At 71.2% G+C, this 13,768-nt stretch carries 11 protein-coding genes; 5 read left to right on the plus strand and 6 right to left on the minus strand.

The window, feature by feature from the left end; genetic code table 11:
* Positions 1-29: 29 nt before the first annotated feature.
* On the minus strand, positions 30-1,457 hold the full coding sequence (locus PV419_RS35650; RefSeq protein WP_319696060.1) for an LCP family protein: 1,428 nt from the start codon (positions 1,455-1,457) through the stop codon (positions 30-32).
* A 265-nt stretch (positions 1,458-1,722) separates the two neighbouring features.
* Here PV419_RS35650 and PV419_RS35655 point away from each other — a divergent pair, with 265 nt between their 5' ends.
* Positions 1,723-2,739 carry a glycosyltransferase family 2 protein gene (locus tag PV419_RS35655; protein WP_319696062.1) on the plus strand — a complete coding sequence of 339 codons (1,017 nt, stop codon included), beginning with the start codon at positions 1,723-1,725 and terminating at the stop codon, positions 2,737-2,739.
* 93 nt (positions 2,740-2,832) lie between these two features.
* On the opposite strand, the gene PV419_RS35660 is transcribed toward PV419_RS35655, so the two are convergent.
* The 4 genes from PV419_RS35660 to PV419_RS35675 form a co-directional block, all read right to left on the minus strand.
* A complete protein-coding gene (locus PV419_RS35660) occupies positions 2,833-4,575 on the minus strand; it encodes an LCP family protein (protein WP_319696064.1) in 1,743 nt (580 codons plus the stop codon).
* Between the two features lie 69 nt (positions 4,576-4,644).
* A complete protein-coding gene (locus tag PV419_RS35665) occupies positions 4,645-6,342 on the minus strand; it encodes an LCP family protein (protein WP_319696066.1) in 1,698 nt (565 codons plus the stop codon).
* 234 nt (positions 6,343-6,576) lie between these two features.
* Positions 6,577-7,749, minus strand: a complete 1,173-nt coding sequence (locus PV419_RS35670; RefSeq protein WP_415925447.1) for an LCP family protein — start codon at positions 7,747-7,749, stop codon at positions 6,577-6,579.
* A gap of 177 nt (positions 7,750-7,926) precedes the next feature.
* Complete coding sequence (locus tag PV419_RS35675) at positions 7,927-8,679, minus strand: TIGR03089 family protein (RefSeq protein ID WP_319696069.1); 753 nt, start codon at positions 8,677-8,679, stop codon at positions 7,927-7,929.
* A gap of 128 nt (positions 8,680-8,807) precedes the next feature.
* Here PV419_RS35675 and PV419_RS35680 point away from each other — a divergent pair, with 128 nt between their 5' ends.
* The 3 genes from PV419_RS35680 to PV419_RS35690 all read left to right on the plus strand — a co-directional run bounded on the left by PV419_RS35680 (position 8,808) and on the right by PV419_RS35690 (position 12,374).
* A complete protein-coding gene (locus PV419_RS35680; protein WP_319696071.1) occupies positions 8,808-10,229 on the plus strand; it encodes a peptidoglycan recognition protein in 1,422 nt (473 codons plus the stop codon).
* Positions 10,230-10,324: 95 nt separating this feature from the next.
* Positions 10,325-11,425, plus strand: a complete 1,101-nt coding sequence (locus PV419_RS35685; RefSeq protein ID WP_319696072.1) for an NDP-sugar synthase — start codon at positions 10,325-10,327, stop codon at positions 11,423-11,425.
* Positions 11,426-11,468: 43 nt separating this feature from the next.
* Entirely contained in the window at positions 11,469-12,374 is a 906-nt protein-coding gene (locus tag PV419_RS35690; RefSeq protein WP_319696074.1) for a DNA-3-methyladenine glycosylase 2 family protein, read from the plus strand.
* 13 nt (positions 12,375-12,387) lie between these two features.
* Here the strand turns inward: PV419_RS35690 and PV419_RS35695 are convergent, their stop codons facing one another.
* Positions 12,388-13,032, minus strand: coding sequence for an alpha-ketoglutarate-dependent dioxygenase AlkB (locus tag PV419_RS35695; protein ID WP_319696076.1), 645 nt, complete (start codon positions 13,030-13,032; stop codon positions 12,388-12,390).
* A 43-nt stretch (positions 13,033-13,075) separates the two neighbouring features.
* On the opposite strand from PV419_RS35695, the gene PV419_RS35700 reads away from it, so the two are divergent.
* Positions 13,076-13,711 carry a hypothetical protein gene (locus tag PV419_RS35700; protein ID WP_319696078.1) on the plus strand — a complete coding sequence of 212 codons (636 nt, stop codon included), beginning with the start codon at positions 13,076-13,078 and terminating at the stop codon, positions 13,709-13,711.
* The last annotated feature ends 57 nt before the right edge of the window (positions 13,712-13,768 follow it).

The following is a 13,768-nucleotide window of genomic DNA, read 5'->3' on the forward strand; positions in this document are numbered from 1 at the left end:
ACACCGGGGCCATGCCCGACGCGACCTCGTCAGAGGCAGGCGACCTCGGCGCCGGTGACGGCCCTGCCGGCGCCCTTCTCCGCCGAGGGGTCCTCGGCCCGCACCGGCTGCACCGCCCGGAAGTCCGCGCCCAGCGTGACCCTCATCACCGACCCCTGCCGCGCCACCGGCTTCAGCCGGGCGCCGGGCAGGGCGGCCGCCAGGGTGCGCACCGAGCGGTTCCAGATCGGGTCGTACTCGATCAGCGTGCGCTTCACCCCCGAGGTCGCGGCGTCCGCCGGGGCCCCGGTGGTGGCGAAGCCGTGGGCGTGCAGCGCGCGGAGGGTGCGCCGGGCCAGGCCCGTGGTGCTGGTGCCGTTGAACACGCGGACGCGGACCTGCGCGGGGGGCACGTCGACCAGGGTGGCCCGCAGCCGCTTGGGGCGGCGGACGGCGAGCGGGCGGTCCTCCCGGAGGGCCTGGAACAGGCGCGCGGCCCGCACCCGGTCCCAGCGGAGCGTCGAGCCGAGGCCCTTGACCGGGGTGCCGGGCAGCCGGACCGGGACCGAGACGAACTCCGAGGACTCGACGGTGAAGCCGCGCATGGCCTGGCCGAGCGCGACCATGTCCGTCGCGCCGAAGCCGCGGTCGGCGCGGACCGAGCCGAGCAGAGTGGCCGCGACCCGGCCGAACTTCACCGGGTTCAGCAGGGTGCCGCTGCCGGTCAGCTGGTGGATGACGGCGGCCAGGAACCGCTGCTGCCGGCGGATCCGGCCCAGGTCCGCGGCGCCGTCCAGGTGCCGGGAGCGTACGTACTGCAGCGCCTGGCCGCCGTCCAGGGCGTGGGTGCCGGCCGGCAGGTTCAGGCCGCTGTAGGCGTCCTTGAGCGGCCGGGTCGTGCACACCGTGACCCCGCCCACCACGTCCACGGTCTTCATGAAGCTGGTGAAGTCCACTTCCAGGTAGTGGTCGATGTGTACGCGTGTCATGTGCTCGACGGTGCGTACGGTCAGGCTGGGGCCGCCCTCGGCATAGGCGGCGTTGAGCTTCTGGTGGTGCGCGGGGCGCACCCGCCCGGACGGGGTGGTGTACGCGGGGATCCGGGCGTACGAGTCGCGGGGGAGGCTGACCACGCTGGCGCGGTCCCGGTCGGCCGACAGATGCACCAGCATGATGGTGTCGGTGCAGTGGCAGGGGGCGCCGCCCAGCCGGTAGCGCCGCTTCTGCGCGCGGGTGATCTTGTCCCGGCCGTCGGTGCCGACCAGGAGGAAGTTGACGCCCCGGTCGCTGTCCACGGGCCGGTCGTCGAGGCCGCCGAAGGCGTCGACCCGGTGGATGCCGGACTCCAGCTCGGTGACCAGCAGATGCCCCACGCCGCCGGCGAGCAGCACCAGGGCGGCGGCCCCCGTGGCGATCCGCAGGCCCCAGCGGGGCCGGGAGGGCTGCCGGGGGAGCGGCGGGCGGGCCGGTGCACTCACTTCGGGGGACCTCCGTGACGGGGCGAGGGGTCTGGCAGGTCTGGCGGGACTGTCTGGCGGGGCCGGCAGGTCTGGCGGGTCTGTGGGGCACAACCGCCGACACCGTAGGGCCATACGATGAGCAGCGCGGCGGCCCCACGCCGCCCGCCCCGCCCGCTGCCACCCGGGCGGCGCGCTCCGGTGTCCCCCATTCGCGGTAACGTGGCCTCTCGGAAATCGACAACCGCAGTCTTCTGGGGGCCCACCCCCCGACCCCCGAGGTGCCATGCCCCCGCATCAGCTCCCGGCCGTCTCCGTGATCATGCCGGTGCTCAATGAGGAACGTCATCTGCGCAACTCCGTCCAGCACATCCTGGAGCAGGAGTACGCCGGGGAGCTGGAGGTGGTGATCGCCCTCGGCCCGTCCACGGACCGCACCGACGAGATCGCCGCCGAGCTGGTGCGCGAGCACCCGCGGGTGCACACGGTCCCCAACCCCACGGGCCGCACCCCGGCCGCCCTGAACGCCGCGATCAAGGCGTCCCGCCATCCGGTGGTGGTGCGGGTCGACGGCCACGGCATGCTGTCGCCGAACTACATCGCGACCGCCGTGCGGCTCATGGAGGAGACCGGCGCGCAGAACGTCGGCGGCATCATGCACGCCGAGGGCGAGAACGACTGGGAGCACGCCGTCGCCGCCGCCATGACCGCCAAGATCGGCGTGGGCAACGCCGCCTTCCACACCGGCGGCGAGGCGGCCCCGGCCGAGACCGTGTATCTCGGGGTCTTCCGTCGTGAGGTGCTGGAACAGCAGGGCGGCTACAACGAGGAGTTCATCCGGGCCCAGGACTGGGAGCTGAACTTCCGGATCCGCGAGGCGGGCGGGCTGATCTGGTTCTCGCCCGAGCTCAGGGTCTCCTACCGGCCGCGCCCGAACGTGCGGGCGCTGGCCAAGCAGTACAAGGACTACGGCCGCTGGCGGCATGTGGTGGCCCGCTACCACCAGGGCTCGATCAATCTGCGCTATCTGGCGCCGCCGACCGCCGTCGTCGCCATCGCGGCGGGCATCGTGGTGGGCGCCGCGCTGACCCCGTGGGGGCTGCTGGTGCCGGGCGGCTATCTGGCGGCCATCGCGGCGGGCTCCGTCCCGGCCGGCAAGGGGCTCCCGCTGAAGGCCCGGCTGCGGATCCCGGTGGCGCTGGCGACCATGCACATGTCGTGGGGCTGGGGCTTCCTCACCAGCCCGCGCTCGCTGGCCAAGAAGGTCATCGCCAGCCGCCGCCCGGCGGTCATGGCGAGCTAGCCACCCTCTCCGCCCCCGGTTACGCGTACGCCGAAGGGGCCGGATCCAGGTTCATTTGGATCCGGCCCCTTCGGCTTGCTCAGCGGCGCGTGCTCAGAACGTGTAGTCCGGGTTGACCTCCATGCACTTCTTCTCCTCGCCGTTGGTCTTGTCGGCGATCTTGGGCGCCGTGTCCTCGTCGTCGGCCTCGGACTTCGGGAAGGCCGCGCCCTCGCGCCAGTCGTTGCCGACGACCAGCGTCACCTCGTCGACCGACTGGGACTCCTTCACCGCGCTCTTCGGCAGCCCCAGCGCCTTGGCCACGGCCAGTGCGTCGCCCTGCTTGGCCTCGCCCGGGTAGCTGATGGTCGTGTCGGCCTGCGAGGTCAGCACGGTGTTGGCCTCCGCCTTGGCGTAGCCGAGCCGGGTCAGCTCGCCGGTGATGTCGCTGGCCCGCCCGGAGACCGGCCCCAGGACGGTGGAGCCGGTGCCGTTCTGCACGACGACGGGGAGCTCGCCCTTGTCCATGCTGGGGGCCGGGACCTTGTCCTTCTTCTTTTTCTTGTCCTTGCCGTCCAGCGCGATGTCGTTGCGGATGAGCGAGAAGGTCTTCTCGGCGTCGCCGGGGGTGGGCACCACGTATTCGCCGTCGTTGCGGTACTCCCAGGGCATGGTGACCATCGTGGTCCGCTTGGTCGGCACCCGCTTGAGGTCGTTGCCCAGGTCGTAGAGCTTCTTGACGGTGCCCAGGCCGTGGTCGACGGTCAGCGCGTTGGTCGCGGCCTCCGCCAGGTCCATCAGCTGGCCCGGGTCGGAGAGTTTGGTGCCGGACTTGAGCTGCCGGATCATGGAGCTCATGTACATGTGCTGGGCCTTGGCCCGGCCGATGTCGGTGTTGTCCTCGAAGCCGTAGCGCGTACGCAGCCACTGGAGCGCCTGGACGCCCTTGACCGGGTGGGTGCCCTTGGTCAGCCGCAGACCGGAGCCGTGGCCCTTCCTGTCGTGAGAGTAGATGTTCTTGTCCACGCACACCGGGACGCCGCCGATGGCGTCCGCCATGTCCACCACGCCCTTGAAGTCGACCATCATGAAGTGGTCGATGTAGATGCCGGTGAGCTCCTTCCAGGTGGCCACCGTGCAGCCGGGGCCGCCGTGCGTGAGCGACTCGTTGATCGCTCCGAACGTCTTCGGGTAGACGTGGTCGCTCTTCGGGTCGGTGCATTTGGGGATGGTGACCCGGGTGTCGCGCGGGATGCTGATCACCGTCATGTTGCTGCGGTCGGCCGAGACGTGCACCAGCATCTGCACATCGGCGAGCCCCTTGCGGCCGAAGTCCTGCTTGGCGCCGCCGAGCTTCTGGTTCTCCTTGTCGTTACGGCTGTCCTGGCCGATCAGGAGGATGTTGAGAGGGGTCTGGCCCGCGGCGTTCGGCTCGGGTTTGGTGAGCTTGCTGTCGCCGAGGTCCAGCTCTTCCTTCTTGATGTTGCTGTTCAGGTGCTCGTAGTAGAGGTAGCCCGCGCCGGCCGCGCCGACTATCAGCACGGCCAAAGTCAGCGCGGTCCAGCGAAGTATTCGCACACCCTTGCTCCTCGTGCGGCGCGGGCCCTTGCCCTTGCGGCGTCGTCCGCCGCCCGCGGACTCGGCGCGGGCGGCGCGCCGGGACGCCGCGCGGCCGCCGGCCCCCGCCCCGGCGGCACTCGCGGTGTCCTTGGCTCCGGCGCCCTCGCCGCCGCTGCCCTCGGCGTCACGCGGCTCGCCGGCGCCGGCGTCCTCATGCGGGTTGCGCTTCCCGCCTCCGTCGCGGGGCCCGGGCGCCCGCCGACGGGAGCCCTCCCCCCGCACACTGCTCTGCCGCACCGGGCCTCCCCTGTTGATCAATGGTGGTTCCGGCCCGATGGGTGAGGGTGTTCCGATGGCCGGCGATGGTTATTTCGCGCAGACGCTCTTGTCGTCCGCTTCGACTCTCTGGATGTCCTTCGGCGCCTTTGCCGGAGCGGTAATCGGTGTGCCGGCGCCCTTGAAGTCCGCGCCGAGCGTGAGGGTCATCTCCGCCATGGGGGCGGCGTCCTTGGTGCCCTCCTTGAGGGCGGAGCCGGGCAGTCCCATGCTGTCGGCCAGGCGGCGCGCCTGGTCGGCCTGGTTCGGGGCGTACTCCAGCGTCGTCTTCTTCAGATCCGCCGAAGCGTTTCCGCCGTTGCTGGAACGGAGCATCCCTTCGCTGTTCTGCATCCAGTCGACCGTCTCCTGAGCGGCCCCCATCTTTCCGCTGCCGTTGAGGACCTTCACCCGGACGTTCGCCGGGTCGGCCTTGGGGCCCTTGAGCTTGGCGGCCTGCTTCGCCTTGTCGGCCTTCTCCTTCTTCTTCACCTCGGTCAGCGACACGTCCTGCCTGACCATGGCGAACAGCGGCTCGGCCTTGGCCTTGTCGAGCAGCACCGTCGCGCCGTCGGTGTTGTCGACCACCGGGACGGTGACGAAGGTGACGTTCTTCAGATCGACCTTGCTGAGGTTCAGCGCCAGGTCCTTGAGCTTGTTCACGGTGCCGATGCCGGTGTCCACCGTGAGCGCCTTGGTGGCGGAGTTGGCCAGGTCCCACATCTTCGAGGGGCTGGTGAGCGTGCCGCTCGACTTCATCTTGCGCATCATCGAGCTGAGGAACTGCTGCTGCAGCTTGATCCGGTCCAGGTCGCTCTCGAAGCCGACGCTGTGCCGGGTCCGCACGAACGCCAGGGCGTCCTCGCCCTCGATGGTGTGCCGGCCCTTGCTCAGCTTCAGATGCGACTTCGGGTCGTTGACGTCCTTGGCCAGGCAGACCTCGACCCCGCCGACGGCGCTGGAGAGCGTCTTGACGGCGTTGAAGTCCGCCATCAGGAAGTGGTTGATCTCCAGCCCGGTGAGCTTCTCGACGGTCGCCCAGGTGCAGCTGGGGTCGCGCCCCTCCTGTCCGAGGCTGGTGTTGAAGCGGACCCCCTGCTCACCGTCGATGGCCTCTTTGGTGCCGTCTTTCCTGGTGGTGCAGTTCGGGATGTCGGTGATCATGTCGCGCGGGATGCTCAGGGCGGTGGCGTTCGTCCGGTCCGCGGAGACATGGAAGAGGATCGTGGTGTCCGCGTGGCCGACGCTCCCCGCGTCGCCGTATCCCTCGTTGCCCTTGCCGTCGCGCTTGTCGGTGCCGATGACCAGGATGTTCATCGGGCCGTCGCTGACCGCGGCGTTGTTCTCGCCGACGTCGACCTTTTTGATGTTGTTGTTGAGGTGCTGGTAGACGAGGTACGCCGCGACGGACCCGCCGACCAGGATGAAGGCGAGGGTGCCGCTGGTCCAGTACAGCGCCTTCTTCGCCTTGGACTTCTTCGGCTTCGGCTTGCGGCGGCTGATGGGCCCTGCCGGCTTCTCCGGCTTGCCCGTCGCCCGGCGCCGCCCGTGCGACGGCGACGGCGGCGGCTCGGGGTCCGGGGCGCGGCGGCGGCTCCTCGGTCTGGGAGCCGGCCGGTCCTGAGGGGTGACATCCGCCGGTTCCCCGGCAGGATTCAGCCGCAGCTCATAGCTGCCGGTGTTCGGGTCGAACACCCACTGATCGGCGGGATCAAAGTCGTCCGCCTGCCCATGGCCTTGCGCGTCCACGGTCCCCTGAATCCTCCGTTGGTGCCACGCGGCGCCTCCCCCTCAAGGCGCACCGGTCGATCGTCAAAAGGTAGTGCGCGGCCACCTGGTAAGCGCACTGGATCGCTCACACTATCCGCCCAGTTCAGCGTCAAGCGACGCCGGTGACAAATTCCACTTCCCTACAACTGGGCAATCTGCCCAATCCTTTCGACATCTTTGAGGAAGCGTTGAGCATACCTTTTGGAGCTTTTGTCAGCACATGTCATGTGCCGCGGTGGTTCCTTCGTACGGTGTGGACGTCCCGCTCTTCGGGTCGTCGCCGGAGGCGTGGGTGACCGTCTTGGCCACCGACACCGGGCGATCCAGTCGAAGTTGCCGAAACAGCCGGTCGGCGTCGGGCTGGACCAGCTCATCGCGGTTCCGGTTGTAGGTGTAGGGCTGCCGCGGAATCGTGAGGAACTGGATCTTCTCGCGCGGGATGTGCCGCATTCCGCGCGCCAGGTCGTACAGGTCCTTGAGCGAGCTCAGGCCCGGATCCGTGGTCAGTGAGGACGTCGCCGCGTCGAGCACCGGGTACAGCCGGGCCGGATTGAGCAGCACACCATTGCTCTGCAACTTCTTCACAAGCGCGCCGAGGAACTCCTGCTGCCGCCCGATGCGCTCGGTGTCGCTGCCGTCGCCGATGCTGTAGCGCGCCCGGACGTAGCCGAGGGCCTGCTCGCCGTGCAGGACCTGGCGGCCCGCGGGCAGCCGCAGATGCGCCTCGTCGTCGTCGATGGGCTCCTTCAGGCAGACCTCGACGCCGCCGACGGCGTTGACCATCTTCTTGAAGCCGCTGAAGTCCACGATCATGTGGTGGTCGACGCGGATGCCGGTGAGCTTTTCGACGGTGCGGATCGTGCAGGCCGGCCCGCCGAATTCGAACGCCCAGTTGAACTGGGCGAACCTGGCCTTGCCGCGCGTCCCGTCCGCCCCGGTGCAGCTGGGGACGTCCACCATCAGGTCGCGCGGGATGGAGACGGCGGTCGCGCTCTTCGCGCCGGCCTGCAGATGCAGCAGGATCGTGGTGTCCGAACGCTGGGTACCGGTGTCCTTGCCGTACTTGCCGTTGCCCTTGCCGCCCCGGTTGTCGGAGCCGATGAGCAGGATGTTCTGTGCGTCGTGGACCACCGCCGCCGGCCGCTCGGCCTCGAACTTCCGCAGCTCGTTCTCGGTGCGGGTGTCGGTCTTGATGTTGCCGTCGAGGTGCTCGTAGAGCCACCACCCCGCCCCGGCCCCGGACAGCACCAGCAGGGCCACCGCGAGCGCGAGCAGACGCAGCCAGCGGCGGCCGCGTGGTCTTCGGTCCGGTGTCCCGTCCGGGCTCTCCGTCGTCACGTCTGCGTCCTCCCACCCGTCCACCTCCTCGGCCGGGAGGAGCGGCATCGACCCGTGCCGGGGCCGTGATTACTGGAGCAGACATGCGAACCCCGCACATGGTTGTACATCGCGTCGATCATCGCGCGGTGCGGGCGGCGGGGCCCGTGGGCTCGGCCCACGGGTCCGCCGGACGGGTCAGGGGCCGGTGGGGTTTCCCCGGGAGACGGCCGCTGCGGGCGGTTGCTACGGCGCGGTCGCGGTGACCCGTTCGGCGGCCCGGCGCTCGGCGAGGCGGTCTTCCTCCAGCCGGTCCAGGTGGCGGCACAGCACCACCGAGCCGCCCGAGGCCAGCGGCGCGTACAGCCCGTACGACAATCCCTCCCAGGTGTCGTACGGCAGCCCGGACAGCACCCGGGAACCGGGGCCTAGCCCCCGCCCGGCCGCGTCGGCGCGCGCCCGCTCCACCAGCTCCGCGGCCGTCAGCTCGAGGCCCGCGACGGTGAGTGCGGGCGCGTGCGGGTCCACCGGCGCGTACGGCGCGAAGCGGTCGCCCTGGCCGGGCACCTCCACGGCGTAGTCGGTGAAGCCCTCCGGCGGCTGCGGGAACCGCCCGCCCAGGGGGCGCAGCGCCAGCGCCACCCGCTCCCCGGAGCAGGCGCGTGCCCCCTCCAGCGTGTCCGGGCCGCTGACCACGAGGTCCGCGGCGGCCGGGTCGCCGCCCACCTCGGCCACCACGCCCACGGAGGAGCAGGCCAGCAGCCACACCGCGGTCTGCCAATGGGCGGGCAGCAGCAGCGCCAGCCGGTCGCCGGGCGCCGCGGCGAGGTCGTCCTGGAGGAGATTCGCGGTTTTCGCCACCCAATTGGCGAAGGTGGCCACGGACAGTTCGACGCGCTCGCCGGTCGCGTCGTCGTAGAAGGTCACAAGCGGACGCGCCGGATCCGCGGCGAGCGCGGATCGCAGCAGGTCGGCGGGGGTGTGATCGGTAGCGTTCATCGGCGCCAGGGTACGCGGCGCCGAGGCGCGCCGGGCGCGGTGTGCGGGGCCGTGGACGCCGGATCGCGGTCCCGTCCGCCACCTTCTCGAATGGACAGATTTGTTGTGTTATGTCCAAGGTTTTTCTCATGCGTGCATTTCTGGCATCTTCGATCGGCGTCGCGTGCACCGCCGCCCTCGCTCTCCCCCTCGCCCTCAACCCGGCCCCCGCCCGCGGGGACCGCGACGGCCGTGCGGAATCAGCCGGCGGCACCCAGTCGCTGCCGCTGCTCCCACTCGGCGGCAGCGGTCTCGACCGCGGCGCGGCGATGTCGGCCGGCGCCGTGCTCGGGGTCGCGCCGCGGAGCGTGCGGCCCTTCTCCCTCGTCGGCGTGGTCTGGGACGACGCCTCCGCGCGGCTGCGCGGCCAGGTGCAGGTGCGCACCCGCGAGGCGGCCACCGGCGCCTGGTCGGCCTGGCGCGACCTGGAGGCGCTCGACGACGACGCCCCCGACCCCGACTCGCCCGAGAGCGCCGGCGGCCGCCGGCACGGCGGCACCACGCCCCTGTGGGTCGGCGACTCCAACGGCGTCCAGGCCCGGGTCAGCCCCCGCGGCGGCTCCGGTGTGCTCTCCGCCCAGCCGGCCGGCCTGCCCTCCGGGCTCCGCCTGGAGCTCGTCGACCCCGGCCGGGGCCCCGCGACCCTCGCCCGGCCGCTGACCACCGACCCCAGCGCCGACCCCAGCACCGAACCGGGCTCCGACCCCAGCACCGACCCCAGCTCCGAGCCCGCGATGGAGGATCCCCCGGCGGACCTCTCCGCGTCGCCCGAGGCCCCGCAGGCCGACCCTGAAGACCCCTCGGCGCCCCCCGAGCCGGAGCCCTCCGAGCTCACCCCCGAACCCTCCACCCCGCCCCCGCTGGAGCTCCCGGAGGAGCAGCCGAAGACCAGCGCGGCCCAGGCGCACACCGCGCCGCGGCCCCGCATCGTCACCCGCGCCGGCTGGGGCGCCGACGAGAAGCTGCGGGAGAAGGGCCACCGCTACACCAAGACCGTCAAGGTCGCCTTCGTCCACCACACCGTGACGGGCAACGCGTACAGCTGCTCGCAGGTGCCCTCCGTTATGCGGAGTATCTACCGCTATCACGTCAAGAGCATGGGGTGGCGCGACTTCGGCTACAACTTCGCCGTCGACAAGTGCGGAAACATCTACGAGGGCCGATCCGGGGGCGTGACCAAGGCCGTTCAGGGCGCCCACACGCTCGGATTCAACAAGAACAGCATGGGCATCGCGGTGCTGGGCACCTACTCCTCCAAGAAGCCCGCCGGCAAGGCGGTCAAGGCCGTGGCCAAGCTCACCGCCTGGAAGCTCGGCCTGTTCGGCCGGAACCCGCGCGGCACCACGCATCTCACGTCCGCCGGCGGCAACAGATACAAGAAGGGCAAGAAGGCCAAGCTGCGCGTCATCTCCGGACACCGCGACGGCTACAACACCGAGTGCCCCGGCGACGCCCTCTACACCAAGCTCGGCACCGTACGCAGCAAGGCCGCCCGGTTGCAAGGCCGCTGACCGCAAGGCCGCTGACCAGGCGCGGGCCGGGTACCCGGGGTCTGCATACACTGGCCGCCGACCCGGCGAGCCCCAGCAGGAAGCAGAGACGATTCGTGACCACAGCGCCAGCGACGCCAGAAGCGATCCTCCTGGTCGGCGGCAAGGGCACCCGGCTGCGGCCGATGACGGTGAACACCCCCAAGCCCATGGTCCCGGCGGCCGGCGTCCCGTTCCTCACCCACCAGCTGGCACGCGCCCGCGCGGCCGGAGTCGAGCACATCGTCCTTGCCACGTCGTACCTGGCCGAGGTGTTCGAGCCGTACTTCGGTGACGGCTCATCACTCGGCCTGCACCTGGAATACGTGACGGAGCGGGAGCCGCTGGGCACCGGCGGCGCCATCCGCAACGTCGCCTCCCGGCTGCGCTCGGGCCCGAACGACCCGGTGCTCGTCTTCAACGGCGACATCCTCACCGGACTCGACATCCCCGCCCTCGTCGACACCCACCGCACCACCGGCGCCGATGTCTCCCTGCACCTCACGCGCGTCACCGATCCGCGCGCGTACGGGCTGGTGCCGACCGACGCCACCGGGCGCGTCACCGCCTTCCTCGAAAAGCCGCAGGCCGCCGAGGAGATCGTCACCGACCAGATAAACGCGGGCGCCTACGTCTTCAACCGCTCCGTCATCGACGCCATCCCGGCCGGCCGCCCCGTCTCCGTCGAACGCGAGACCTTCCCCGGCCTGCTGGCCGCCGGCGCCCACCTCCAGGGCATGGTCGACTCCACGTACTGGCTCGACCTCGGTACCCCCCAGGCCTTCGTCCGCGGCTCCGCCGACCTCGTACTGGGCCGCGCCCCCTCCCCGGCGGTGCCCGGCCGCTGCGGCGACCGGCTGATCCTGGACAGCGCGCAGGTGGCGCGCGACGCCAAGCTCACCGGCGGTACGGTCATCGGCCCCGCGGCCCGGGTGGGCGCGGGCGCCCGCATCGACGGCTCCACGGTGCTGGCCGGCGCGGTGGTGGAGGAGGGCGCGCAGGTCCGCGACTCCCTCATCGGCGCGCGGGCCCGGATCGGGGCCCGTACGGTGCTGCAGGGCGCGGTGGTCGGGGACGGCGCGCTGGTGGGGCCGGACAACGAGCTGCGGGACGGGGTGCGGGTGTGGTGCGGGGCGGACATCCCCGCGGGGGCGGTGCGCTTCTCGTCGGACCAGTGAGGGCTTGTGCGGGCGTGTCGGGGGCGCGCCGTAGGGTGATGGTGTGCCCGCCCACCGCAGCTGGACCCCCTCCGGTCCGTACGACCTCGCGCGCAGCCTGAGCGTGCTGCGGCGGGGCCCGGGGGACCCGGCGTTCCAGGTGACCGCCGACGGCGCCATCTGGCGGGCCAGCCGCACCCCTCAGGGCGCGGGGACGATACGCCTCGTGCGCCGGGGCGAGGCGGTCGAGGCGCAGGCATGGGGGCCGGGCGCGGACTGGCTGCTGGACCGCCTGCCCGCGCTGCTCGGCGCCGAGGACGACCTCTCCGCCTTCACCCCCCGCCACCGCGTGGTGCACGAGGCACACCGCCGCCACCCGGGCCTCAGGCTGATCCGCACCGGTCTTGTCCTGGAGTCGCTGATCCCTTCGATCCTGGAGCAGAAGGTCACCAGCGACGAGGCGTACCGGGGCTGGCGACTGCTGCTGCAGCGCCACGGCGAACCCGCGCCCGGCCCCGCCGAGCGGCTGCGGATCATGCCCGAGCCGCGCGCCTGGGCGCTGATCCCGTCATGGGAGTGGCACCGGGCCGGGGTCGACGCCAAGCGCTCGTCGACCATCCTGCGGGCCGTACGGGCCGCCCGGCGCCTGGAGGAGGCCGCGACCATGGACCTGGCCGCCGCCTCGGCCCGGCTGCAGCTCATCCCGGGCATCGGGCCGTGGACGGCGGCGGAGACCCTCCAGCGCAGCAACGGCACCCCGGACGCGATCACGGTCGGCGATCTGCACCTTCCGAAGATCATCGGCTACGCGCTCACCGGCGAGCGCGGCACCGACGACACGGCCATGCTGGAGCTGCTGGCCCCCTACGCCGGCCAGCGCCACCGCGCCGCCCGCCTGATCCTCCTGTCCGGCCGCATCCCGCCGCGCCGGGCCCCGCGCTTCTCGGTCCGGGACTTCCGGGCGATCTGAGCGGGCTGCCGCGTTACTGACTCGCGTGCAGGACCGTGCGGAACGTCACCGACACCCGACGCCCACGGGGGACACGACCCCCTCCCGCACCGGGGTCGCTCTTCCGTGCGGCGATGGCATGCCGCCAGGCGTAGCGGGCCGGGCCGGTCATGACCAGCAGGCTGCCCGGCGCCAAGGGCACCGCCAGCTTCGTGCCGTCGTCGGGGTTGGTGAAGTCCATCAGAGCGCTGGACCCCAGGGATATCGCGGCGACGACCGGGCCGAAGCACGGCACGCAGTCGACATGGGCGCTGATCCCCTGCCCCGGCTGGTACTCGTTGACAATTACCTGCTCCGCCTTTTCGTTCATCAACCCCTCAGCCACCAGCCGGCCGGCCATCTCCCGGGCCCACTCCGGAAGTGGCGGCGCGGTTTCCCGCGAGTCGGCGGCCACGCTGCGGCGGCCGTAGTCGTACCGATGGCCGTAATGCTGCACGCGCCGCTTCAGCTGCGCCGACCACGGCGCCGCATCGATCCCCGCGAGCAGGGCCGCACCGGCATCGGGGGTGAGCCAGCCGGCGATGTAGCGCAGCCCGGGCACCGCGGCGGACGGTGCCGAGGGCACCGAACGAGGCTGAACGTCGGCGTCGAACGAGAGTCGGCCAGAGGTCTCGGACATGCCAGCACAGTAGTCATGACCGGCTCTGCGCGATGATGTCCGGATGAGTGATGCCTACTCGCCCGTCCCGGAACTGAGCCTGCTCAAGGAGCTGGAAGACCGTATCGGAGGGGAGAACATCTCGACCGGTTTCGATCTTACGGAATTCGGGGCCACCACCGGGATCCACACATGGTCGGACGACCCGGAGTTCCTCGACAGCTTTCTCTCCTTCGCGGCGGCCAACGCCACCGGCTCGATCTATGCCATCTGGCGTGTCGACGACCGCGCGAACCTGGCGGACCTGCCCGTCGTGGTGTTCGGGGACGAGGGCGGGATCGCCGTTGTCGCACGCAACCTCCGGGAGCTGTTCCAGCAGCTCGCGTGCGACAAGGCGCTGTACGTGGGGGACTACGACGCCGGGTTCGACGACGAGGACGACGAGGACGACCGGGACGACCGGGACGACCGGGACGCCGAGGAACAGAGCGCGTACGACCGCCACCCGGAGTATCTGGCCTGGCTGGAGCAGCACTTCGGCCTGGCCCCGGCGGAGGACCCCAACGCTCTGGTGGTGGCCGCCGAGAAGGAGCTGGCGGCTCGGTTTGCGAACTGGGTCGGGCGTTTCATCGATGACAGGTCCTTCGAGAAGAACTTCATGAGGGAGATCAGGCGACTTCACACCGAGACGGACGAATAGCGGACTCTGCGCACGTCCAGCGCTGCCAGGTCGGCGGGGGCACCGGATCCGGACGTG

The organism is Streptomyces sp. ME19-01-6 (genome assembly GCF_033793745.1).
Taxonomy (GTDB): Bacteria; Actinomycetota; Actinomycetes; order Streptomycetales; family Streptomycetaceae; genus Streptomyces.